This window comes from Streptomyces akebiae, assembly GCF_019599145.1.
Lineage (GTDB): Bacteria > Actinomycetota > Actinomycetes > Streptomycetales > Streptomycetaceae > Streptomyces > Streptomyces akebiae.
The window spans coordinates 9,797,334-9,818,027 of the sequence record NZ_CP080647.1; the positions used below are offsets into that span (position 1 = coordinate 9,797,334).

The following is a 20,694-nucleotide window of genomic DNA, read 5'->3' on the forward strand; positions in this document are numbered from 1 at the left end:
GGTGCTAATGGTATCTTCCCCGTATGACTTCCACTCCCACACGCCAGATCGACCGGCTCTACCACGAGCTCCTCGCCCCCGAAGAGACACAGTCCGTTCGCGCTGCCGTGCGCCGGATCGCAGAGCACGAAGTGGCTCCGCACGCCGCGGCGATCGCTGGGGGCGACGAGCGCACGGACGGCTTCCCCCGGCATGTGTTTGACGGGCTTGCGTCGGCGGGGGTCTTCCGGATTCCCTTCCCCGGCGAGGTCGGCGGCGACGGTCTGACCCACCCGGCGACCGCCACCGCCGCGGCCATCGAGGAACTGGCCTACTACTCCAGCAGTGTCGCGGCCGTCTTCGATGTGCACTGCATCCTGGCGGGCAACGCCCTGCGGCAGGGCACCGAGGAGCAGCAGCAGCGATGGCTGCGAAAGGTCGCGGAGGGCTCAGTGGTCGGCGCGTTCGCCACCACCGAGCCGAACGCCTCAAGTGACCTGTCCCCGCAGGCGGTTCAGACCGAGGCGATACGCACCGAGGCCGGCTGGGTGCTGAACGGCCACAAGCGGTGGATCTCCAACTCGCCCGTCGCCGGGTTCGTGGTGGTTCTCGCCCGCACCGGCACCCGGCTGAGCATGTTCATCGTCGACACGGCACTTCCCGGAGTGGAAGTCGGCCTTCCCGACCGCAAGATGGGCAACCGCGGCCAGCTCACCGCGGACATCCGCTTCACGGATGTGCACCTGACCGACGACGACCTCCTCGGTGGCGCCGAGGGGCACGGACTGCGCCAGGCGCTGTCCACTCTGACCTACGGCCGGATCGGCATCGCGGCTGCCGGGGTCGGCATGGCGCAGGCCGCCTTCGACCACACCGTGGCCCACCTGTCGACGCGACACGCCTTCGGCAAGCCGGTGGCCGCCAACCAGCACTGGCAGTTCCTGCTCGCCGAACGGGCCACCGAGATCGAGAACGCCCGCACCCTCTACACCAAGGCCGCCCTGCGCCTGGACGCGGGCAACCCGTCCCCGGAGCCCGAGGCCGCGATGGCGAAGTACTACGCCACCAAGCTGTCGGTGGACATGGCGCGCGACGCCGTCCAGGCCTTCGGAGGCCTCGGCTTCGCGCGCGAACTGGGTGCCGACGGCAGCCCCGGCCCCGTCGAGGCGATCTACCGGGACAGCAAGATCGGCGAGATCTATGAGGGCACCAACGAGATCCAGAAGTGGGTCATAGCCCGGCAGATCTTCGGTCGGGCCATCGTCGGCTGACCGCCCGGGACGCACCGGCCGTAAGCCGGCGGACGGTGGGGAGTCCCGCCGGCTTGCAGCGGTCCTGGCACCTCGGGCTTTCTCGTACGATGGACAGGACCATACGTGCGACTAACCATGGGCGGGATAAACGATGTCCGAGGCTCCGCTGGTACCGGGGACAGTGGCCGAACACACCATCTGCCTGCTGGTCAAACTCGGGCAGGTGGCGTTCAGGATCGCCGAGGACGGCATCGGTGGGACCGGCCTGCGAGTGCGGCATTACAGCGTCCTGCAGGCCTTGGCGGACAACGGTGCCATGCCGCAACTGGCACTTGGCTCGTTCCTGCGCATCGACCCCGCGACGATGGTGACGAGTCTCGACGACCTGGAGCGCGCCGGATACGCGGAGCGGACACGAGATCCGCAGGATCGTCGCCGCTACGCCGTGGACATCACCGCCGAAGGGCGCACGGTCCTGGCCCGCCTCAACCGCACACTCGTCGATCTCGACGGCGAAATCCTGGCAGACCTGGGCGCCACGGAACGACAGTCGCTTCACGTCCTGCTGGACAGTCTCGCGGGAAGTCCCGCTCTGACCTCCCTGTTCGACACCGTCCGGGAGCAGAACGGTGGGAAACGGGCTTAACGGCTCTGGGCTGTTTCTGATGGCTCTTGGATGGCTGGGTGGATCTCGAGGATGGCCGGGCAGGACGCTCGTATGGTGCGGCGGCATGAGCTCACGGACGCGCAGTGGCAGAAGATCGAGACTCTCCTGCCCGGCAACGGCAATCCGGGCGGGCAGTGGGCGGATCACCGCAAGGTGATCAACGGGGTGCTGTTCCGGGCCCGGACCGGGGTGCCCTGTTCTGACCTGCCCGAACGGTGCGGTCCCTGGCAGGCCGTCTATGAGCGTCACCGCCGCTGGTCGGCCGACGGCACCTGGCAGACCGTCCTTGAGGAGTTGCAGAGCGAGGCCGATGCCGGTGACCCGGACGGGACGCTCGCCGGCCAGGCGGAGCGGCGGGAGTGGGCCGTGAACATCGACTCCACCTCCTGCCGGGCGCATCGGCACGCGGCCGGGGCGCCCCGCAAGCCTCCGGCCGACCACCCGCAAGAGGGGGCGGGGCACGTGAGGAGGCGGATGGGCGCGAGGCGTTGGGGCGCTCGCGGGGCGGGCTGACCAGCAAGGTCCATCTGCTCTCCGACGACCGTGCCCGCCCGCTGTACTTGGCTGACCTCGCCCGGTCAGCGGGGCGACAGCCCGATGTTCGCTCCGGTGCTGGACGGTTTACACCTATCGGGCGCTGTCGGTCGCCGACGCCCTCCGCGACGGCATGTTCGCAGGCGTCGCACACAGCCAGGAACGGGCCAACCAGATCGGCTACGGCGCCCCCAGCCCCGAGGACATCCACGCGACCTGGGGCATCAAGCCGACCTTTTTCACCGAATGGGCCCGCGACCACGCCGACCTCTTCGACGTGGCGCGCTGAAACGCGCACCGCCAACACCCCGGCAGGCTGATCCTGCCGTGGAGCCCCGGGCGGCAGCGTGCGCCGGGGCACCCTGGTGTCACCCTGCCTCGGGCAACTGGTCCTCGCCGTCCCGACTGCGGCCCGCCCGCCGACCCTTGAGCCCTGGCCCAGCCGGTTGGTTCCACCCTCGGACGCATTCCCGTTCCCGCAGTCCGGTTCCCCTCCCTGCCCCGTACGTATCCCTGCCCCGCATTCCCGACCCGGAGAACTCGATGCCCACGCCCACCCCGCTCGACCTGACCGAACTCAGCGCATCTCTCGGCGGTTCCCGCCGGTTGCGCGGCCATCTCGCCCGCCCCGAGGGCGCCGGTCCCTGGCCCGGTGTCGTCGTCCACGAGGCCCTGGGAGTGGACGACGTCATGCTCCGGCAGACCGAACGTCTCGCGCGGGCCGGCTATCTGACCCTGATGCCGGACCTGTTCGCCGACGGCGGCGTCCGCCGCTGCCTGGTACCCACGATGCGCGCCGCGACATCGGGCCGCGGCCGTGCGTGGGCAGACCTGGAAGCGGCGCGACAGACGCTGGCCGAACACCCCGACTGCACCGGACGGGTCGGTGTCATCGGCTTCTGCATGGGCGGCAGCTTCGCCCTGGTCGCCGCCGGACGGGGCACCTTCGACGCGGCCTCCGTCAACTACGGCCTCTTGCCCAAGGACGCCGACCGTGCCCTCGCCGAGTCCTGCCCGGTGGTGGCCAGTTACGGCGGCCGCGACCGCATGCTCAAAGGGGCCGCGGCCAACTGGAGTCCGCCCTGACGCGGGCCTGTTTACCGCACGACGTGAAGGAGTACCCGGCCGCCGGGCACTCCTTCCTCAACGACGCGGAGAACGCCCCGCGCCTGCTGCGCCCCCTCACGCGGATCGCGGGGATCGGTCCCGAACCCAAGTCCGCCGCCGACGCCTGGCGCCGCATCGAGACGTTCTTCGCCGAACACCCGACCGACTCGTGATCACTCCACGCCAAAGGCCGACCGCGAGACCTGCACATCCCCGGCAGGTCCTGCCTGGCCGTCGGCAGGCAGGCCTCTCAGGCGAGCGAGGTCCACACGCTCTTGACCTCGGTGTACGCGTCGATGGCTCCCCTGCCCATCTCCCGGCCCCAGCCGCTGGCCTTGAACCCGCCCCAGGGGGCGGAGGCGTCCACGGGGTTGGGCATGTTGATGAACACCGTGCCGGCACGGATGGCGCCCGCCACGCGGTGCGCCGCGCCCACGTCACGGGTCCACACGGCCGCCGCCAGACCGTACTCGGTGTCGTTGGCGCGGGCGATCGCCTCGTCCTCGTCGTCGTACGGCAGGACGGACAGCACCGGGCCGAAGATCTCCTCGCGGGCGATGCGCATGTCGTCCCGCACGCCCGTGAACACGGTCGGCTGGTAGAAGAAGCCCGGCAGGTCGTCGACGGGGGCCCCGCCGGCGAGCAGCTGGGCGCCTTCCTGGACCCCGCTGCGCACCAGTGCGTGGACGTGGTCCCGGTGTTCGCCGGTGACCAGGGGGCCGAGCTCGGTGCCGGGCGCGCTGCCCGCGCCGAGCCGCATCCCACCGACAGCCTTGGCGCAGCGCTCGGCGAACTCGTCGGCGAGGGAGCGGTGGACGAGGAACCGGGTGTAGGCGGCGCACACCTGGCCGCTGTTGAGGAGCGCGCCCTGCAGACAGCCCGTCACGGCCGCGTCCAGGTCGGCGCCGGGCAGGACGAGGCTCGGTGCCTTCCCGCCGAGTTCGAGCGAGACCCGCTTGAGATTCCCCGCGGAAGCCCGGACGATCTCCCTGCCGGTCTCGGTCGAACCGGTGAAGGACACCTTGTCCACGCCCGGGTGCTCGACGAGGGCACGGCCGGCCTCGGGACCCCCGGTCAGCAGATTGACGACGCCGGACGGCACACCGGCCGCCCGGCACAGCTCGACGAGCCGCACCGTGGTCATCGGGGTCTGCTCCGCGGGTTTGACGATCACGGTGTTCCCGCAGGCGAGGGCCGGCGCGATCTTCCAACTCGCGATCATGAGCGGGAAGTTCCACGGGGTGATCAGCGCGCACACTCCCACCGGCTCGCGCTTGGTGTACTGCAGCACGCCGGGGAAGGACAGCGGCGCCGTCTCGCCGTAGATCTTGGTGACCCAGCCGGCGTAGTGCCGGAAGTGTTCGGCCGCCGCGGCGACACTGACGGCGGTGGAGACACCGAGCGGCTGGCCCTGGTCGCGCGTCTCCAACTCGGCCAGTTCCTCCGCGTGTTCCTCGATGAGGTCACCGACGCGCCACAGGATCCGGGCGCGGGCGGCCGGGGTGAGGCCCGCCCACTCAGGGCTCTCGAAGGCGGCGCGGGCGGCCCGTACGGCCGCGTCGGCGTCCACGGCCCCCGCCAGGGAAACGCGGGCGTGCGGCTGTCCCGTCGCCGGGTCCAGGGTCTCGAACTCCGCCCCGGAGGCCGAGGCTTGCCACTCGTCACCGATGAGAAGGGTCTTGGTCACAGCTGTGCTCCCAGGATGAGGTCGGCGCAGCGCTCGCCGATCATGACGGCAGGTGCGTGGGTGTTTCCGGAGGTGACGGAGGGCATGACGGAGGCGTCCGCGACGCGCAGCCCGGCCACGCCGTGTACGCGCAGGTGCGGGTCGACGACCGCCATCCGGTCGATGCCCATCCGGCAGGTGCCCACCTGGTGGTGATAACTGAGGAGGGTCCGCTTGATGTACGCGGCGACCTCCGCGTCCGTGCGGACGTACGGTCCGGGCGCGACCTCGCGGGCCCGCCAGTCGCCCAGCGACTTCTCCTCGCCGATCTCCCGCACCTGCTGCACGGCCCGCACCATGGCCGCGAGGTCCGACGGTTCGGAGAAGTAGGCGGGGTCCAGGGCGGGAGCCTGGGTGGGGTCGGCCGAGCGCAGCCACATGCGGCCCCGGCTGAGTGGACGGATCGTCCCGGCGAGCACCGAGAAGCCGTGGCCCTCCTCCGGGACGTTCACATCGGGCACGGGCACCGGTACGTGAGACATCAGCGGCTGCAGGTCCGGCACGGACAGCGTCGGCTCGGACTTGGCGAAGTAGTGCGCCTCCAGCTTGTTGGCCGTGCCCTGTGGCACCGGCCGTGCCGACTCCCACACCACCGGAGCGAGGGTGTGGTCGTGCAGGTTCGCGCCCACGCCCGGCAGGTCCGCGGTCACCCCGATACCGAGTGTCCGCAGCTCGTCGGCCGGCCCGAGGCCGCTGAGCAGGAGCAGCTGGGCCGATCCGATGGTGCCGCCCGACAGGATCACGTCGCCTTCGCAGCGGATCTCCGTCGTACGGCCCTCGTGCAGCAACTCGACGCCCCGGGCCCGGCCGCCGTCCACCAGGACTCGCGTGACCGCCGCGCCGGTCGTCACCGTCAGCAGCGCACTGTCGAGCACCGGCTGCACGAAGGCGGTCCACGCGCTGACGCGCCTGCCGTCGCGGATGGTGCGGTGAATCAGGTTGACGCCGAGCTGGTCCTGGCCGTTGCAGTCGTCGTTGTACGGGATCCCGTAGTCCTGGCAGGCCTCGACGAAGGCGGCGGTGACCGGGTTGGGGGAGTGGTTCCGGCTGACGGGCAGCGGGCCGCCGACCCCGTGGTAGTACGACGCGCCGTCCTCGAAGTCCTCCGAGCGCTTGAAGTACGGCAGTACCTCGTCGTACGACCAGCCGGCCGCTCCCTGGTAGGCCCAGTTGTCGTAGTCGGCCCGGTGGCCGCGGACGTAGATCATGCCGTTGAGGGCGCTGGAGCCGCCGAGGACCTTGCCGCGCGGCCAGAACACCTGGGTACCGGAGGCGTGCCGTTGGGGTTCGGTGGTGTACGCGTGGTCCTGCGGGGAGTTCCACAGCTCCCACAGGCGCCCCGGGTCGTGGATGGCCGGGTTGTCGTCCCGGTCGCCCACCTCGATCAGCAGGACGGTCCGGCCGGCGTCCACGAGTCTGCGCGTGAGGGCACAGCCGGCGGAGCCGGCGCCCACCACGATGTGGTCGTAAAGGGTGTGTATGGCTCGCATGACGGGAGGGTTACAGGCGGACGGGCTCCCGGCTTGTGCCGCGGTGCACGGTGTCTTGCGGAGGCGGGCACGAACGGTCGCGCACGGTCGGGTGCGGCCGTCGGACCGGCCCGTCGAACCGGCCCGACGGCTGGTCGAGCCTCACCCGGACAGGCCGGTGGTCGGCCCCACGGCTGCGGAGAGTCGCCTGGCGGAAGCGACCGCGGGCACACGGTTCGCCCGAGGCGGCACGACGGCCAGGACCACCTCGGTGGTCCTGGCCGTCGCGTGAGCTGCGGGAAAGGGGTGTGTCAGGAGACGGCGGATTCGCTCGTCACGCGGTCCGCGGCGCCGTCGCCGGCCGTTGCCGCGGCCCTCCTGCGCAGCACGGCGGGAGCCGTCTCCCGCAGCCCGAGGGCGAGCAGAACGACCAGCGCGGCGCCCCCGGCAGAGATGTACATGGCCGTCTGAAGCCCCCACTGGTCGGAGGCCCATCCGGCGATCACGGGAGCGAGGAAACCGCCGGCGAGCTCTCCGATGCCCATGACCAGGCCGAGGGCGGTCGCCAGCGCCCCACGTGGGACCGTCTCCGCGGGGATGGTCGCCATGAACAGGGTGAAGCAGCCAAGGCCCGTATACGTGAGCACGACGACTGCGCCGAGCATCAGAGGGCTGCTCACGTACACCACGGCCAGGGGGCAGAGCGCGGCCATCACGGTGAAGACGATCAGCGTGCTCTTGCGCCCGAACCGGTCCGAGATTCCCGGTGTGACGAAGCCCCACAGCACCCACGCCACTCCGAGGCAGGTCATGACGCCGCTCATCGTCGCGGGTGAGAAGCCCTTGACCGAGGTCATGTAGACAGGCGCGAACGTGATGATGACGAAGAACCAGGTCATGTACGCGCAGGCGATCAGTACGCAGAGGATGATGTTGCGCTGCCGGAGGATGCCGCCGATGGTCGGCTTGGCCGCGTCGTCCCCGGACGCCGCCGCGGGCTCCGTCATCACACGGCCGCCCGGCGGCTCCTCCCGCACCGACCGCCAGATCCACAGGGCGATCAGCAGCCCCGGGACGATGGTGATGACGAACGCCAGTCGCCAGCTGTACTGCGTGGCGATCCACACCACCGCGAGCGGGCAGAGGATGCCGCCCAGCAGTCCGGCCGACGATCCCTGCAACAGACCCATGTTCAGACCGCGCCGGTGCTCCTGGGAGGCTTCCACCATCAGGGACTGCGACACCGGCAGTACGGCACCTTCCGCGAGACCCATCAGCGCCCTGGCCGCCAGCAGTGCGCCGAACCCGGCGACCAGTCCGCTCGACGCCGAGAAGCAGGAGAAGAGCACCACCGCGATGATGATCACGGGCTTGCGTCGGCCGAGCCGGTCGGACAGGTGCCCGGAGATCATTCCGGACAGGGCCCACGTCAGGGCGAGGACTCCGGAGAGTGTGCCCAGGGCGGTGTTCGAGAGGGGGATGTCCTCACTGATGAAAGGGACGAGGAAGAGCAGTGCCTGCCGGTCGAAGAAGACGAGGCCGAAGCCCAGGAACAGGATGACGAGCAGCTTGTTCTCGTAGCGGCGCGCGTCGGGAGTGAAGACGCCGAGTGGAGGGGACGCGGCGGATCGCTTTCTCAGCATGAATGCCTCATTCGTCGGAAGAGCGGGGAGCCGGAGAGGCAGGAACAGCGGTGCCATGGGGAGTTGGGACAGCACGGGGTTGTCGACCAGTGCGGGGTGCCCTTCGGCCCTGGGGAAGGCCGAGGCGTCAGCCCGTTCCGTGTCTGTGGATGTTCCTGCGGAAGCCGCTCACCGCCGTCCGCGGAGGCAGGCGCCCGTGAGTGGGGTGCGGCTCTCTCTCACGACCGGAGGGTGCACCTCGTCAGGTCGCTCCGGCTTGCGTAGCGGTGCACCGGCCCTTGCTGCGGCGGGCACGATCGGCGGATCCGCCGTGTTCGGGTGTACTACGGCGACAGACGGCGACAGACGCGAACCGTGCGTCCGCGGCTGAGAGGCCCGCTAGGCGCCCAGCGCCGTACGCCCGGCTCCGCGCGCCTCCGACGGACTCATGCCGTAGGTGTCCTTGAAGGCGTGGCTGAAGTGGGCGGGGTCGGGAAAGCCCCAGCGGCTTCCGACGGCGGCGACGGGCATATGGGCGAGCGTGGGATCGGCGAGGTCGCGCAGGCACCCGGCGAGGCGACGCTCCCGGAGCCAGCCCGAGACCGTGTATCCCCGCTCGGCCAGCAGTTTGTAGAGGAAGCGCCGCGAGATGTGGTGGGCGGCCGCGATCCGGTCGGGGCCGAGCCCCGGGTCGGAGAGCCGCTGCTCCATGTACGTGAGGATCCGCTGGGCCAGTAGCTCCCGCCCGTCGTCCTGCTGTGCCACGTGCGCCGCGCACCGGTCCGCGAGCATGGCGCCGACCAGGTCGACCACGCTGTCCGCGAGCCGGCGGGTGCCGAGAGCGTCCAGTTGCTGCACCTGCTCGGCCAGTCCGCGCAGGAACGGATGCACCACGGGCCCCAGCCCGTCGTCGCACGACACGGTTGTCGCGATCACGCGGGTCAGGTCACGCTCGGGCAGGCGGAGCATGACCCGCGGGAACATCAGCACGAGTGTGCGGTACTGCTGGTCGAAGTCGAGTGTGTACGGATGCCGGGTGTCGTAGATGGCCAGCTCACCCGGCTTGAGCAGGGCCTGGCGGTCCGCCTGGGTCAGCATGCACCGTCCGGCCAGCTGAAGACTCACCTTGACGAAGTCGGCCGGGTCGGAGGCGATGTGCCTCCGGGTGTGGGCGATGCCGTGCGGATCGGCGGCCACGACCGACACCTGCACCGCGCCGAGCTGGGCGGTGTGCAGGGCGGCGTGGAAGTCGGGCACCTCGCGCGGCAGTGCTTCCAGCGGCACGAAACTCCGGCCGACCATGTCCCGCCAGAACTCGAAGCGTCCTGCGGAGGTCGCGTCCGACGGAGTCGTCATCGAGGGCATGGGTCTCCTCTGCGGGCCCTGCGGCAAGGCGCCCGGGGGGCGTGCCGCCGGATACTAATCGTCGTATCCGGTTTTCACAAAGTGCGATGAATGGGTTGTATGGGAAGATCGCGTACGCGTCGAGGGCGCGAGGGAGAGGGCGGCGGTCCCGGAAGGGGCGCGAGACACCGCCGGGCCCCTCCCTCGCCCGTGGCATCAGCCGAGGCCGTCCGCGCCGACCTGGACGGCGGACTCGTCGAGGACGGTGTCGGTGACGGGCTGCGGGTGCCCGTCGAGGTCGAGGACCGGGGTGGCCTCCTTGTACCAGGACTCGATGACGGCGTTGCCCCAGAAGTCGCGGCGGCGGTCGTCGCGCACGTTCCAGCGGTACGTCTCGTGGTCCGGGTCACCGGTGTAGTAGTCCGAGGTGTAGATCTCCACGCGGTGACCGTCGGGGTCTCGGAGATACAGGTAGAAGGCGTTGGAGACGCCGTGCCGACCCGGGCCTCGTTCGATGTGGTGCTCCTTGTGCAGCGCGCCGAAGATGTCGGCCGCCCGCAGGACCTGGTGGGACTCGTGGGTGGCCACCCCGAGATGGTGCAGGCGCGGCCCCGCCCCGCCGGTGAAGGCGACGTCGTGGACGGTCTGCTTGCGGTACATCCAGGCGGCGTACAGCTCGTGCTCGCCGTCCTCGCTCTGTCCCTCGATGGTCTCCGAGCAGCCGAAGCCGAGGGACTGGTAGTGGGCGTAGGCGGCGGGGATGTCGGGGGTGCAGATGTTGAAGTGGTCCAGACGGGCGATCTCGGCGCCGTGGCGGATGTCGTAACGCTGGATGAGGCGCTCGGCGCGCTCGATCTCGTGGAAGAACTCGACGGGGAAGCCGAGCGGGTCGATGACGCGGACGGCGTCGCCGACACCGTGCGCGCCCTCGCCCTTCTTCAGCCTCCTGACCGGGCGGCCGAGGTCGGTGAAGAACTTCTCCGCCTTGTCGACGTCCTCCGGCGTGCGGACCCGGTAGGAGATGTGGTCGAGGGCCGCGAGGTCGCCCTTGCGCAGGACCAGGGAGTGGTGGGTGAGTTCGTCCGTGCCGCGCAGGTACAGCGACTCCTTGTCCTCGTACTGCACGTGGAAGCCGAGCATGTCGACCCAGAACCAGCGGGCGGCGCCGAGATCGGTGACGGCCAGCTGGGCGTAGGCGGACCGGATGACGTCGGGGGCGTTCGAGGTGGTCATGACGTGGCTCCGAAGCGGGGAGTGTGGACGTCACCGAGGGCGACGTGGACGATCTTCGATTCGGTGTAGAAGTCGATGGAGTGGGCGCCGCCCTCGCGGCCGACGCCGGAGGCCTTGACCCCGCCGAAGGGCGTGCGCAGGTCGCGGACGTTGTGGGAGTTGAGCCAGATCATCCCGGAGTCGACGGCGTGGGCGATGCGGTGGCCGCGCTTGAGGTTCGAGGTCCAGATGTAGGCGGCCAGGCCGAACTGGGTGGCGTTGGCGAGCTCGATCGCCTCGGCCTCGTCGTCGAAGGGTGCGACGGCGACCACGGGGCCGAAGATCTCCTCCTGGAAGATGCGGGCGTCGCGGTCGACGTCGGCGAAGACGGTCGGCTGGAGGTAGTTGCCGTCGGCCAGGTGCGCGGGCCGTTCGCCGCCCGCGACGAGTCGGGCCTCCTTCTTGCCGATCTCGACGTAGTTCAGGACCCGTGCGTAGTGCTCCGGGTGGACCAGCGCGCCGACCTCGGTGGCGGGGTCGGACGGCAGGCCGACACGCACGTTCGCGGCCCGTTCCGCGAGTCGACGCGTGAACTCCTCGTACAGCGGCCGCTCGACCAGCACGCGCGAACCGGCCGTACAGCGCTCGCCGTTGAGGGAGAAGACACCGAAGACGACCGAGTCCAGGGCGGCTTCGAGATCGGCGTCGGCGAAGACGATCGCCGGGGACTTGCCGCCGAGCTCCATCGAGATCGTCTTCAGGTGCTGGGCCGAGGAGCGGATGATGTGCCGACCGGTGTCGGTGGAACCGGTGAAGGAGATCAGCGGCACGTCCGGGTGGTCGACCAGCGCCTGGCCGGCCTCCTCGCCGATGCCGTGCACGATGTTCACCACGCCCGCCGGGACCCCGGCCTCCGCGAAGATCTCCGGCCACAGACTCGCGGACAGCGGGGTCCACTCGGCGGGCTTGAGAACCAGTGTGCAGCCGGACGCGAGCGCCGGGGCGAGCTTCCAGCTCTCCAGCATGAACGGGGTGTTCCAGGGCGTGATCAGCCCGGCCACCCCGACCGGGGCGCGTACGACGTAGCTGAACTGGTCGCCGCCCTGCCGGAACGCCTCTTCGCCCAGTGCCACGACGACGTCCGCGAAGTAGCGGAAATTCTCGGCCGCGCGCCGCGCCTGGCCCCGGGCCTGGGTGATCGGCAGACCGGTGTCGTAGGTCTCCAGCCGCGCGAGCCGCTCGTGGCGGGACTCCATGGCGTCGGCGATCCGGTACAGGACATCCGCGCGTGCCCGGTTGGACAGCCCGGCCCACTCGGGGAACGCGGCACGGGCAGCCGTCACCGCCCGGTCCACGTCGGCCGCGGAGCCACGTGCGGCCTGTGCGTAGGCCGTGTTGGAGACCGGGTCGGCGACGTCGAAGGTGCGTCCGTCCGCGGCGTCGACGAGGGCACCGCCGATCCAGTGCGGGATGACGGTGGGAAGGTTTTCAGGGGTGGTGCTCACTGGGCGGCTCCGATCTGCTGGGTGAGGTCTCCGCCTTCGCGGAGCAACGCGCGGATCTTCGCCAGGCCCGCGTCGGTGGGAGAGGTGAGCGGCGGGCGGACATGGGGTGACGCGATACGTCCCTGCTCGTGCAGCACCCACTTCGCCGGCGCCGGGTTCGTCTCGACGAACAGCAGGTCGACGAGCGGGTGGAGGCGGTAGTGCAGATCGCGGGCTCCGTCGAAATCGCCGGCCTCCCACAGCTCGTACATGCGCGCCACCGCACCGGGCGCCAGATTGGCGACGGCCGAGACGAAGCCCGCGCCGCCGAGCGCGAGCAGCGGCAGGCAGAGCAGCTCGATGCCGGACCACACCAGCAGCGACCGCCCGCAGGCGTGCAGGACCCGGGAGAAGTGCTCGAAGTCCTTCGTCGTCTCCTTCACCCCGACGAAGTTCTCGAAGTCCGTGAACAGCCGCTTGACCGTCTCGGGCGCGATGTCGACGGCGGTGCGCGAGGGCACGTTGTAGGCGACGATCGGCAGGTCAGGGAACTCCCGTGCGACGGTCGCGTACCACTGGTACAGCGCCTCCTGTGTGGGGCGCGCGTAGTACGGCGTGATGACGAGAGCGGCGTCGGCGCCCAGCTCCGCCGCCGCGGCGGTGAGTTCTAGCGTCTCGTCGAGCTTGTGGGAGCCGGTGCCGGGCAGGAACGGGACGCGGTCGCCGATCTCGTCGACCGCCGTCCGCATGCCCGCGATCCGCTCGGCGACGCTCTGCGCGCTGGGCTCGCCGGTGGAGCCGCCCAGCGAGATGCCGTGCGAACCGGACTCCAGCTGGAAGCGGATCAGTGAGCGCAGGCTGTCGTGGTCGACGGCTCCGTCCGTGGTGAAGGGGGTGATGGCGGGGGCGATGGATCCGCGGATGGCGGACGGGTCGCTGCGGAACTTCATGTGGGCTCTCCTTGTGTGCTTTGCTGCTTGCGCCACCGCTCGTACAGCTCGTGCCAGTCGGGACCGAGGGGATAAAGGCCGTCGATGCCGTGCCCGGCGCGCACCTGCTCGGTGATGAAGCGCTCCCGCCGTTCCTGCTCCCGGCAGTCGGTGATCAGCTCCCCGGCCAGCTCGGGTGGTACGACGACCACGCCGTCCGCGTCTCCGACCAACAGGTCACCGGGCTGCACGAGGGCTCCGCCGCAGGCGATCGGCACACCCGTGTCCCACGGCACATGACGGCGGCCGAGGACGGAGGGGTGGGCTCCGCCGTGGTAGACGGGCAGCCCGAGTTCGGTGACGGCGGCGCTGTCCCGCAGGCCTCCGTCGGTGACCACCCCGGCCGCGCCGCGCTGTTGGGCGCGCAGGGCGAGGATGTCCCCGAGGGTGCCGGCCGAGGTGTCCCGGCGGGCGTCCATGACCAGCACATGGCCGGGGCGCAACTGCTCGACGGCCCGCTTCTGGGCGTTCATGCCATTGCCGTACCGCTTGAACAGGTCCTCGCGCAGCGGCAGGTAACGCAGCGTGTGGGCGACGCCGACCATCTTCGTGTCCGGCCGTGTCGGACGTATCCCGTCGATGGACATGTGCGGCAGCCCGCGCCCGCGCAACTGCGCGCTGAGTGTGGCGACCGCGACCGAACGCAGTCCTTCCTCGATGCGTTCGTCGAGGAGCGGGCCGGGTGTGAACGCGGGGCCGTGGGCGGCCTCGCGTTCGGCCGCGTCCGTCCTCGGCATCGCTCCGTACGTCTCCAGGGCGGGCCCGGAGGCGATGGGGTTGCGCAGCCGCCCGGTGGACTGCCCGTTGCCGGTGACCTCGACCTCCACCGTGTCGCCGGGGGAGACGACGGACGCGCCGGCCGGAGTGCCCGTAAGGATCACGTCCCCGGGCTCCAGCGTGACCAGTCTCGACAGATCGGCGACGAGTTGCCCGAAGGGGAAGAGGAGGGTGTCGGTGGTGTCGTCCTGCACGAGTTCGCCGTTGACCCAGGTGCGCAACCGGAGTGCGTTCGGGTCGAGTTCGCGGGCATCCAGCAGCCGCGGCCCGATCGGGGTGAAGCCGTCGGCGCCCTTGGAGCGGAGGTTGGAGCCGCGGTCGGCATAGCGCAGGTCGTAGACCCCGGCGTCGTTCGCGGCGGTCACCCACCGCACGTGCGCCCAGCCGTCCTCCGGCCGCACCCGCTGGGCCCGACCGCCGATGACCAGGGCGATCTCGCCCTCGAACCCGAGAAGTTCACACCCCTCCGGGCGGACGACGGCCTCCTTGGTGCCGGCCAGCGACGAGGGGGGCTTGAGGAAGTAGGAGGGCTGGGCCGGGATCCGGCCGCGCTCCTTCGCCCGGCTGGGGTAGTTGAGATGGACAGCGATGATCTTCGACGGGGGGTTGCCCAGGGGGTGCGTCATCAGGAGCGCTCCCGGCTGTGCTGATCCAGGCTGTGCTGGTTCAGGAAGGCCTGGACCTTCGCCTTGTACGGCTCGCGGTCGTACGACTTCACGTAGGCGCCGGCCATCCGGACGGGGTCGCCGAAGAAGTAGTACTCGTACAGCGCCTGGCGGCTGGAGAACGCCGAGACGCAGGTGTCCCAGACCAGACGGAACAGCTTCACGCGCTCGGCGCCGGTGAGGGTGGCCGACTGGAGGTAGGCCTCGATGTCGGCGGCCGCCGGGCCGTTGATGTCGAGTTCGGTGGGGGTGGCCATCAGGCCGGAGGCGCCGAGCTTGCGCAGGATCTGCGGGAAGCGCTGGTAGAGCTTGGGGTAGAGGTTGCGGGCGGCGTTGAGCGGGGCCCAGGCCGGGGTCAGCACCCCGTACTCGTTGACCTCGGCGTCCGCCTCCGCCGCGCGCAGGAAGGCGCGCAGGGTCTCCAGCGTGGTGATGATCTCGGCGATGTCCTCCTGGACGTGTGGGAACTGCTCGATCCCGATGGCCTCCGTGAGCAGGCTCACCAGTCCGAGGACGTACTCGGTCTTGGCGGTGGTGCGGGTGACGACCTGGTGGGTCATGTGCACCACGGAGGACGTCTGCGAGTAGAAGCCGTTGCACAGTTCGGCGTCACCGAGGGCGAAGCAGCGCTCGAAGGGGACGTGCACGTCGTCGAAGACGACCACACAGTCCGACTCCTCGAAGCGGGAGGCGAGGGGGTGGTCGTGGCGCGGACGGTCGTAGTCGAGGGGCTCGCGGGCGATGTAGCGCAGGCCGGGGGTGTCGTTGGGGACGGCGAAGGCGTACGAGTACGGCTTGTCCTCCGGCGTGCCGCGCAGCACCGTGGACGGGAAGACGAGCATCTCGTCGGCGAAGGGGGCGATGGTGGCGAGCATGCGCGCCCCGCGGATCACCACGCCGTTGTCGTCCTCCTTCACGATGCGGGCCGCGAGCTTGCCGCCGGCCTGCTGGGTACCGGCCACGGCCCGGTTGACCTGCGGCGGGATCAGCGTGTGCGTGCACAGCAGGTCCTCCTCGCGGGCCTTCTCGTAGTAGCGGCGGATGTTCTCGCCGAAGGCGGGATCGGCCTGGGCGAACCAGTCGGCGGCCGAGGCGAGTGCCATCAGCGAGCTGTTCATGTAGTCGCCGGTGCGGCCGAGCATGCCGTTGCTGTGGTCGGCCCACACCTTGAACGCCTGGCGGCGCTTGACGAGGTCGTCCGCTGTGCGCGGAGTGAGGAAGGACGTGCCGACCGGCTCCCCGGAGGTGGGGGAGACGTACGTGAGGATGTCCTTGTGTTCGTCGCTGTGCTGGAGGTCGTACAGCTCGGCGTAGGTCTGCACCACGTTGCGGAAGGCGGGGTGTTCCTGGATTCCTCCGGTGAGCGTCTCGCCCTGGATGTGCACGGTGGGACGGGACTGGGAGAGGCGCTCGAGGAATTCCTTGCCGGTGCGTGCGGCCATGGTCGTTCTCCTGGGCAGTGGGGCGTGATGAGGGGGACGGGACGGACGGAAGGGCGTCAGAAGAGGTGCTCGATGCCGTCGGTGGACTCGGTCATGGATCCGAAACGGCTCCAGGCGTAGGTCAGGGCGTCACCGTCGCGATGACCGAGCTCGGTGACGCGGCCGAGGACCAGCGTGTGGTCGCCGCCGTCGTACGAGCGCCAGGGCTCGCACTCCACCCAGGCGAGCGGGTCGGCCAGCCGGGGAACCCGCGCCCCCTCCGCCCAGCGGGGCTCCGCGGTGCTCGGGGCTCCGGCGAACAGCCGGGCCACCTGCTCCTGTTCGGCACCGAGGATGTTCACGCAGAAGGAGCCGTCGGTCAGCTGGTCGTGGCAGCGGGCCCGGCGGGCGACGCTGACCAGAACCAGCGGCGGATCGGTGGACACGGACGTGAAGGAGTTCATGGTGGCGCCCCGCGGACCGTTGTCGGTCGCGTACGACACCACCGTGACGCCTGTGGCGAAACGGGACATACAGGCTCGCAGCGCGCCGGGGCCGGGGGGAGCGAGTGCTTCGGGCATAAGAGGTTCCTCAGGGATCGATCCCCCGCCGCACCAACCCCGTCGAGAGGGGGGAACGGCCAGGGCCACCCGGCCGCGCACGGGGACGCACAGCCAGGAGGAGACCAGACCTGTCCCCTGACAGACTCCGGGGACAAAACAGGACGACTACTGCTCAGAGCATGCAATCAATGCTTTGATTAATTGGGGACCGTACCCCTGTCGGCATGTCTGGGGAAGCCCTCGGGCGAGGTTTTTCAATGATCCGGAAACCTGGCGGCGGCGCCGGCGTGCGGCTGACTCCTGGCTGCGGTCCCTGACACCGCCCCACCTAGACTCCGACTGTGACCCATGAACCAGAGCCGCCGGATGCCGACCAGCTGCACTTCTGGTCGTTCATCGACCACGCCGTCGACCGGGCCTCCCGAGAACTTCCCGGCATCGACCCGCTCGCCATGCGGCTCGTGCTCACCCTCCACCGCGCGGCCAACATGCTCGTGTACGACCTCGAATCCGCCGTGCACCGACCTCGCGGCTGGTCGTGGCCCGGCTTCCGCGTGCTGTTCGCCATCTGGCTGTCGGGCCCGGTCGAGGCGAAGAAGGTCGCGGAGCTGTCCGGTATGAGCCGGGCGGCCGTGTCGGCGCTGGTGAACACATTGGAGCGGGACGGCCTGGTGAGCAAGGAACGTGCCTCCTACGACGGGCGCGCGGTCCAGCTCGGCCTCACCGAAGCCGGTCTGCAGGCGATCACCACGGCCTTCCAGGCACACAACGCCCGTGAACAGGAGTGGGCGGGCGCCCTAGGCGAAGACGAGCAGCGGACCCTCATCGAGCTGCTCGGCAAGCTGACCACGCACTCCGCGCACTTCGACGTCCGGCATCGCACCTGAGGGGGGCGAGACCGCCGGCTGACGGAGCGCGTCCCTCCCCGTCCCCCTTGTCGGACGCACCAGCAGTCGCATGGGGGTGCGATCCGGATGAGCGCCGCGAGGGCCGGGGGTGATCTTGCGGTCCGAGCGTCCCGCTCGGCATCCCGGAATCGGCCCGGTGCCGAGCCGGGTGGGCGGGCGTCGTCAGGCCAGGCGGGGAGTGGGCGCGCCTCGGCGATCTGCTTCATGACGATGGCGGAGGTCGGCTTCCGCGCACCTGGCAGGTCAGTTGCTCCTCGTGGAGCTTCCGGTGGTGGTCGGCGAGGTCGGCGGCCACGATGCGCGGGAGGCGGTCAGGACCGCCGCAGAGGCGTTGCGCCCCGCAGCACAGCCCCGTTGCGGGCTGTCACTCCTCGGGCGTCGAGACGCGGGCAGCCGCCGACTTCCTTGACGCGCCGGTCGGCCAGGACCGGTCGGCGGCCTCGATGCCGGCCTGCCCGAGCGCCGCGGCCGTTCCGGGCGGGCGCGAGTCCGGCCGTGCCGGCCATCGGTGTATGTCCGGAATCTGCAAGCGGTCAGGTCTGCCGTGGGAAAGACGACACGGGTCTCTCCGGGATTCACTCCGGGAAACCCGCGACGAAGGAGGCCCCCGCATGCCCGACGTGCCCGCCGGTGAGTTCTGGAAGGACCTCAAGCCGATCGAGAACTCCCTCCGCCCCGACGCCCTCCCCGAGGTCTACCTGTCCAAGGTCGCCACGGACGACGACCGCTACTACGTGCCGTTCACCGAGACCGTCGGCTCCCGCCCGCTGTGGATCAACGTCAAGGACAACAGCTGGGCCGACATCCTGCGGGCCAAGGAGGCGGGGCTGGTCAACCGGCACTACCACCCGCACGAGGTGTTCGCGTACACGATCTCCGGCAAGTGGGGCTACCTGGAGCGGCCCTGGACGGCGACCGCCGGCGACTTCGTCTACGAGGCCCCGGGCGAGGGCCACACGCTGGTCGCCTACGACAGCGGCGAGCCGATGAAGGCGTTCTTCATCGTCAAGGGCCCGCTCATCTGGCTGGACGAGAACGGTGAGCCCGACGGCTTCTTCGACGTGCACGACTACATCAAGATGTGCCGCGAGCACTACGAGCAGGTCGGAATCGGCGCCGACTACGTCAACTCCCTGTTCCGCTGAGCGCCATGACGGAAACCGTCGTCGCGCCGCACACCAGGCACGAGGGGGCCGTATGAAGGCGGCAATCTGGTACGGGGCCAAAGATGTCCGCGTCGAGGACGTGCCGACGGCGCCGCCCGGGCCCGGCGAGGTGACGATCGAGGTCGCCTACTGCGGGATCTGCGGCAGCGATCTGCACGAGTACGCCGACGGGCCGCACGCCATCCCCGTGGGCGACCCGCACCCGGAGTCCGGCGTGGCCGCTCCGCTCGTCCTGGGGCACGAGTTCTGCGGCACCGTCACCGAGGTGGGCGACGGTGTCACCGAGGTCGCCGCGGGGGACCGGGTCGCGGTGGAGCCGCATTACCGGTGCGGTAGTTGCCCTCGGTGCCTCGCGGGGGACTACAACATCTGCCGGCACTTCGGGTTCGCCGGGCTCATGGGGCACGGCGGGCTGGCCGAGCGCGCCACCGTACCCGCGTACATGCTGCACAGGCTGCCCGAACGGGTCTCTCTGGAGCAGGCTGCGGTGTTCGAGCCGGCCGCCGTGGCGCTGCACGCGGTGCGGCGGGCCGGGATCCACCCCGGCGAGACCGTCGCCGTCCTCGGACTGGGCCCGATCGGGCTGCTCGTGACACAGCTCGCGGCCCTGTACGGCGCCGGGCGCATCGTCGCCGCCGACCGGTCTCCGGTCCGCCGCGAGTTGGCGCTGCGCCTGGGAGCCACCGAGGCCGGCGCGGACCTCTCAGACGTGGTCGGCGGCGAGGGAGCGGACGTCGTGTTCGAGGCGGTCGGCTCGGAGGGCACTTTGCGCGCCTGCCTGGCCGCCACCCGGCGCGGCGGGCGGGTGATGTTCCTCGGCCTGACCGGCACGGTCTCCCTGGACGCCTTCGCCCTGGTCAACAACGAACAGACGATCATCACGAGCGTGGGATACCGCGACGTCCATCCCGAGCTGATCCGCCTGGTGGACGAGGAGGGCGTGGACCTGGCGGGGATCGTCACGTCCACGATCCCTCTGGAGCACGTCGTGCGTGACGGATTCGAGGCGCTGCTGCGCGGAGAGGAGCAGGTCAAGGTGCTGGTACGACCAGGAGGGCAGCGTCCGTGAGCGGCGAGTTCGCGGGGCGGCGGGCGTTCGTGACGGGTGGCACCTCGGGGATCGGCGCGGCCACGGCCGTCCTCCTCGCCGAGCTGGGCGCCGATGTGACCGCGCTCGGTCTGCCACCCGCCGATCCCGCCGACCTGCCCGACCACCCCGGCGTCCACATCGTGGAGCACGACGTGCTGGACCGTGCCGGGCTGACCGGTCTGCTGTCCGCGGAGCGGTCGCTGGACGTGCTGGTGAACTGCGCCGGGGTCAGCCACGACCGCGGGGAGTACGACCTCGTCCGCTGGCAGCGGGTCATCGAGATCAACCTCACCGCCACCATGGTCGCCTGCCAGGCCGCCCGTCCGGCCCTGGCCGCACGTGGCGGCGCCGTCGTGAACGTCTCGTCCATGTTCGCCTTCTTCGGCAGCAGGGACCGGCCCGCCTACAGTGCGAGCAAGGGCGGCGTGTCCCAGCTGACGAAGTCGCTGGCCGCCGAGTACGCCGCCGACGGCATCAGGGTCAACGCCGTCGCCCCCGGCTTCGTGGTCACCCCGCTGGCCCGGGGGGTCCTCGACGACCCCGAGGCCACGGCACAGGTGCTGGCCCGCGTCCCGGCCGGGCGGCTCGGGCAGCCGCACGAGGTCGCCTCGGTGGTGGCGTTCCTGTGCTCGGCGGCGGCCTCGTACGTCACTGGCGCGGTAGTCCCCGTGGACGGGGGCTACCTGGCCGTGTGACCGTCACCTACGCTGAGCCCCCG

Annotated in this window: 18 protein-coding genes and 1 pseudogene; 9 read left to right on the top strand and 10 right to left on the bottom strand. The window is 70.5% G+C overall.

What is annotated here, in order from left to right:
* The first annotated feature begins 23 nt into the window (after nucleotides 1-23).
* From K1J60_RS42450 to K1J60_RS42470, 5 genes and pseudogenes are all read left to right on the top strand, one after another.
* Complete coding sequence (locus K1J60_RS42450) at nucleotides 24-1,250, top strand: acyl-CoA dehydrogenase family protein (RefSeq protein ID WP_220650874.1); 1,227 nt, start codon at nucleotides 24-26, stop codon at nucleotides 1,248-1,250.
* A gap of 133 nt (nucleotides 1,251-1,383) precedes the next feature.
* Nucleotides 1,384-1,878: a MarR family winged helix-turn-helix transcriptional regulator gene (locus K1J60_RS42455; RefSeq protein WP_220650875.1), complete on the top strand. Its 495-nt coding sequence runs from the start codon at nucleotides 1,384-1,386 to the stop codon at nucleotides 1,876-1,878.
* A 72-nt stretch (nucleotides 1,879-1,950) separates the two neighbouring features.
* Nucleotides 1,951-2,412, top strand: a complete 462-nt coding sequence (locus K1J60_RS42460; protein ID WP_220650876.1) for an IS5 family transposase — start codon at nucleotides 1,951-1,953, stop codon at nucleotides 2,410-2,412.
* Between the two features lie 154 nt (nucleotides 2,413-2,566).
* Nucleotides 2,567-2,722, top strand: coding sequence for a hypothetical protein (locus tag K1J60_RS42465; RefSeq protein WP_220650877.1), 156 nt, complete (start codon nucleotides 2,567-2,569; stop codon nucleotides 2,720-2,722).
* Between the two features lie 254 nt (nucleotides 2,723-2,976).
* A pseudogene (locus tag K1J60_RS42470) lies at nucleotides 2,977-3,713 on the top strand (dienelactone hydrolase family protein).
* Nucleotides 3,714-3,790: 77 nt separating this feature from the next.
* Here the strand turns inward: K1J60_RS42470 and K1J60_RS42475 are convergent.
* The 10 genes from K1J60_RS42475 to K1J60_RS42520 form a co-directional block, all read right to left on the bottom strand.
* Nucleotides 3,791-5,227 carry an aldehyde dehydrogenase family protein gene (locus K1J60_RS42475; RefSeq protein WP_220650878.1) on the bottom strand — a complete coding sequence of 479 codons (1,437 nt, stop codon included), beginning with the start codon at nucleotides 5,225-5,227 and terminating at the stop codon, nucleotides 3,791-3,793.
* Nucleotides 5,224-6,756 carry a GMC family oxidoreductase gene (locus tag K1J60_RS42480; protein ID WP_220650879.1) on the bottom strand — a complete coding sequence of 511 codons (1,533 nt, stop codon included), beginning with the start codon at nucleotides 6,754-6,756 and terminating at the stop codon, nucleotides 5,224-5,226. Before K1J60_RS42480 ends, K1J60_RS42475 begins: the two co-directional genes overlap by 4 nt.
* Before the next feature lie 290 nt (nucleotides 6,757-7,046).
* Entirely contained in the window at nucleotides 7,047-8,378 is a 1,332-nt protein-coding gene (locus K1J60_RS42485) for an MFS transporter (protein ID WP_220650880.1), read from the bottom strand.
* Between the two features lie 378 nt (nucleotides 8,379-8,756).
* Nucleotides 8,757-9,713, bottom strand: coding sequence for an AraC-like ligand-binding domain-containing protein (locus K1J60_RS42490; protein WP_220650881.1), 957 nt, complete (start codon nucleotides 9,711-9,713; stop codon nucleotides 8,757-8,759).
* A 204-nt stretch (nucleotides 9,714-9,917) separates the two neighbouring features.
* On the bottom strand, nucleotides 9,918-10,934 hold the full coding sequence (hpaD, locus tag K1J60_RS42495) for a 3,4-dihydroxyphenylacetate 2,3-dioxygenase (protein ID WP_220650882.1): 1,017 nt from the start codon (nucleotides 10,932-10,934) through the stop codon (nucleotides 9,918-9,920).
* Entirely contained in the window at nucleotides 10,931-12,418 is a 1,488-nt protein-coding gene (hpaE, locus tag K1J60_RS42500; protein WP_220650883.1) for a 5-carboxymethyl-2-hydroxymuconate semialdehyde dehydrogenase, read from the bottom strand. Before hpaE ends, hpaD begins: the two co-directional genes overlap by 4 nt.
* On the bottom strand, nucleotides 12,415-13,347 hold the full coding sequence (gene dapA, locus K1J60_RS42505) for a 4-hydroxy-tetrahydrodipicolinate synthase (protein WP_220650884.1): 933 nt from the start codon (nucleotides 13,345-13,347) through the stop codon (nucleotides 12,415-12,417). Before dapA ends, hpaE begins: the two co-directional genes overlap by 4 nt.
* Nucleotides 13,344-14,789 carry a fumarylacetoacetate hydrolase family protein gene (locus tag K1J60_RS42510; protein WP_220650885.1) on the bottom strand — a complete coding sequence of 482 codons (1,446 nt, stop codon included), beginning with the start codon at nucleotides 14,787-14,789 and terminating at the stop codon, nucleotides 13,344-13,346. Before K1J60_RS42510 ends, dapA begins: the two co-directional genes overlap by 4 nt.
* Nucleotides 14,789-16,270, bottom strand: a complete 1,482-nt coding sequence (gene hpaB / locus K1J60_RS42515; RefSeq protein ID WP_220650886.1) for a 4-hydroxyphenylacetate 3-monooxygenase, oxygenase component — start codon at nucleotides 16,268-16,270, stop codon at nucleotides 14,789-14,791. Before hpaB ends, K1J60_RS42510 begins: the two co-directional genes overlap by 1 nt.
* Before the next feature lie 56 nt (nucleotides 16,271-16,326).
* On the bottom strand, nucleotides 16,327-16,830 hold the full coding sequence (locus tag K1J60_RS42520) for a flavin reductase family protein (protein ID WP_220650887.1): 504 nt from the start codon (nucleotides 16,828-16,830) through the stop codon (nucleotides 16,327-16,329).
* A 323-nt stretch (nucleotides 16,831-17,153) separates the two neighbouring features.
* Between K1J60_RS42520 and K1J60_RS42525 the strand changes: the two genes are divergently transcribed.
* The 4 genes from K1J60_RS42525 (at nucleotide 17,154) to K1J60_RS42540 (ending at nucleotide 20,671) form a co-directional block, all read left to right on the top strand.
* Nucleotides 17,154-17,699, top strand: coding sequence for a MarR family winged helix-turn-helix transcriptional regulator (locus K1J60_RS42525; RefSeq protein WP_259408167.1), 546 nt, complete (start codon nucleotides 17,154-17,156; stop codon nucleotides 17,697-17,699).
* 632 nt (nucleotides 17,700-18,331) lie between these two features.
* On the top strand, nucleotides 18,332-18,865 hold the full coding sequence (locus tag K1J60_RS42530) for a 2,4'-dihydroxyacetophenone dioxygenase family protein (protein WP_220650888.1): 534 nt from the start codon (nucleotides 18,332-18,334) through the stop codon (nucleotides 18,863-18,865).
* A gap of 52 nt (nucleotides 18,866-18,917) precedes the next feature.
* Complete coding sequence (locus K1J60_RS42535) at nucleotides 18,918-19,955, top strand: 2,3-butanediol dehydrogenase (protein WP_220650889.1); 1,038 nt, start codon at nucleotides 18,918-18,920, stop codon at nucleotides 19,953-19,955.
* The gene (locus K1J60_RS42540) at nucleotides 19,952-20,671 is read left to right on the top strand and encodes an SDR family NAD(P)-dependent oxidoreductase (RefSeq protein ID WP_220650890.1); all 720 of its coding nucleotides are present in this window, start codon (nucleotides 19,952-19,954) and stop codon (nucleotides 20,669-20,671) included. Before K1J60_RS42535 ends, K1J60_RS42540 begins: the two co-directional genes overlap by 4 nt.
* The last annotated feature ends 23 nt before the right edge of the window (nucleotides 20,672-20,694 follow it).

Coding starts and splice junctions, on each gene's coding strand:
- K1J60_RS42450 (WP_220650874.1), top strand. CDS start 24: ATGACTTCCACTCCCACACGCCAGATCGACCGGCTCTACCACGAGCTC.
- K1J60_RS42455 (WP_220650875.1), top strand. CDS start 1,384: ATGTCCGAGGCTCCGCTGGTACCGGGGACAGTGGCCGAACACACCATC.
- K1J60_RS42460 (WP_220650876.1), top strand. CDS start 1,951: ATGGTGCGGCGGCATGAGCTCACGGACGCGCAGTGGCAGAAGATCGAG.
- K1J60_RS42465 (WP_220650877.1), top strand. CDS start 2,567: ATGTTCGCAGGCGTCGCACACAGCCAGGAACGGGCCAACCAGATCGGC.
- K1J60_RS42480 (WP_220650879.1), bottom strand. CDS start 6,756: ATGCGAGCCATACACACCCTTTACGACCACATCGTGGTGGGCGCCGGC.
- K1J60_RS42485 (WP_220650880.1), bottom strand. CDS start 8,378: ATGCTGAGAAAGCGATCCGCCGCGTCCCCTCCACTCGGCGTCTTCACT.
- K1J60_RS42490 (WP_220650881.1), bottom strand. CDS start 9,713: ATGACGACTCCGTCGGACGCGACCTCCGCAGGACGCTTCGAGTTCTGG.
- hpaD (WP_220650882.1), bottom strand. CDS start 10,934: ATGACCACCTCGAACGCCCCCGACGTCATCCGGTCCGCCTACGCCCAG.
- dapA (WP_220650884.1), bottom strand. CDS start 13,347: ATGAAGTTCCGCAGCGACCCGTCCGCCATCCGCGGATCCATCGCCCCC.
- K1J60_RS42510 (WP_220650885.1), bottom strand. CDS start 14,789: ATGACGCACCCCCTGGGCAACCCCCCGTCGAAGATCATCGCTGTCCAT.
- hpaB (WP_220650886.1), bottom strand. CDS start 16,270: ATGGCCGCACGCACCGGCAAGGAATTCCTCGAGCGCCTCTCCCAGTCC.
- K1J60_RS42520 (WP_220650887.1), bottom strand. CDS start 16,830: ATGCCCGAAGCACTCGCTCCCCCCGGCCCCGGCGCGCTGCGAGCCTGT.
- K1J60_RS42530 (WP_220650888.1), top strand. CDS start 18,332: ATGCCCGACGTGCCCGCCGGTGAGTTCTGGAAGGACCTCAAGCCGATC.
- K1J60_RS42535 (WP_220650889.1), top strand. CDS start 18,918: ATGAAGGCGGCAATCTGGTACGGGGCCAAAGATGTCCGCGTCGAGGAC.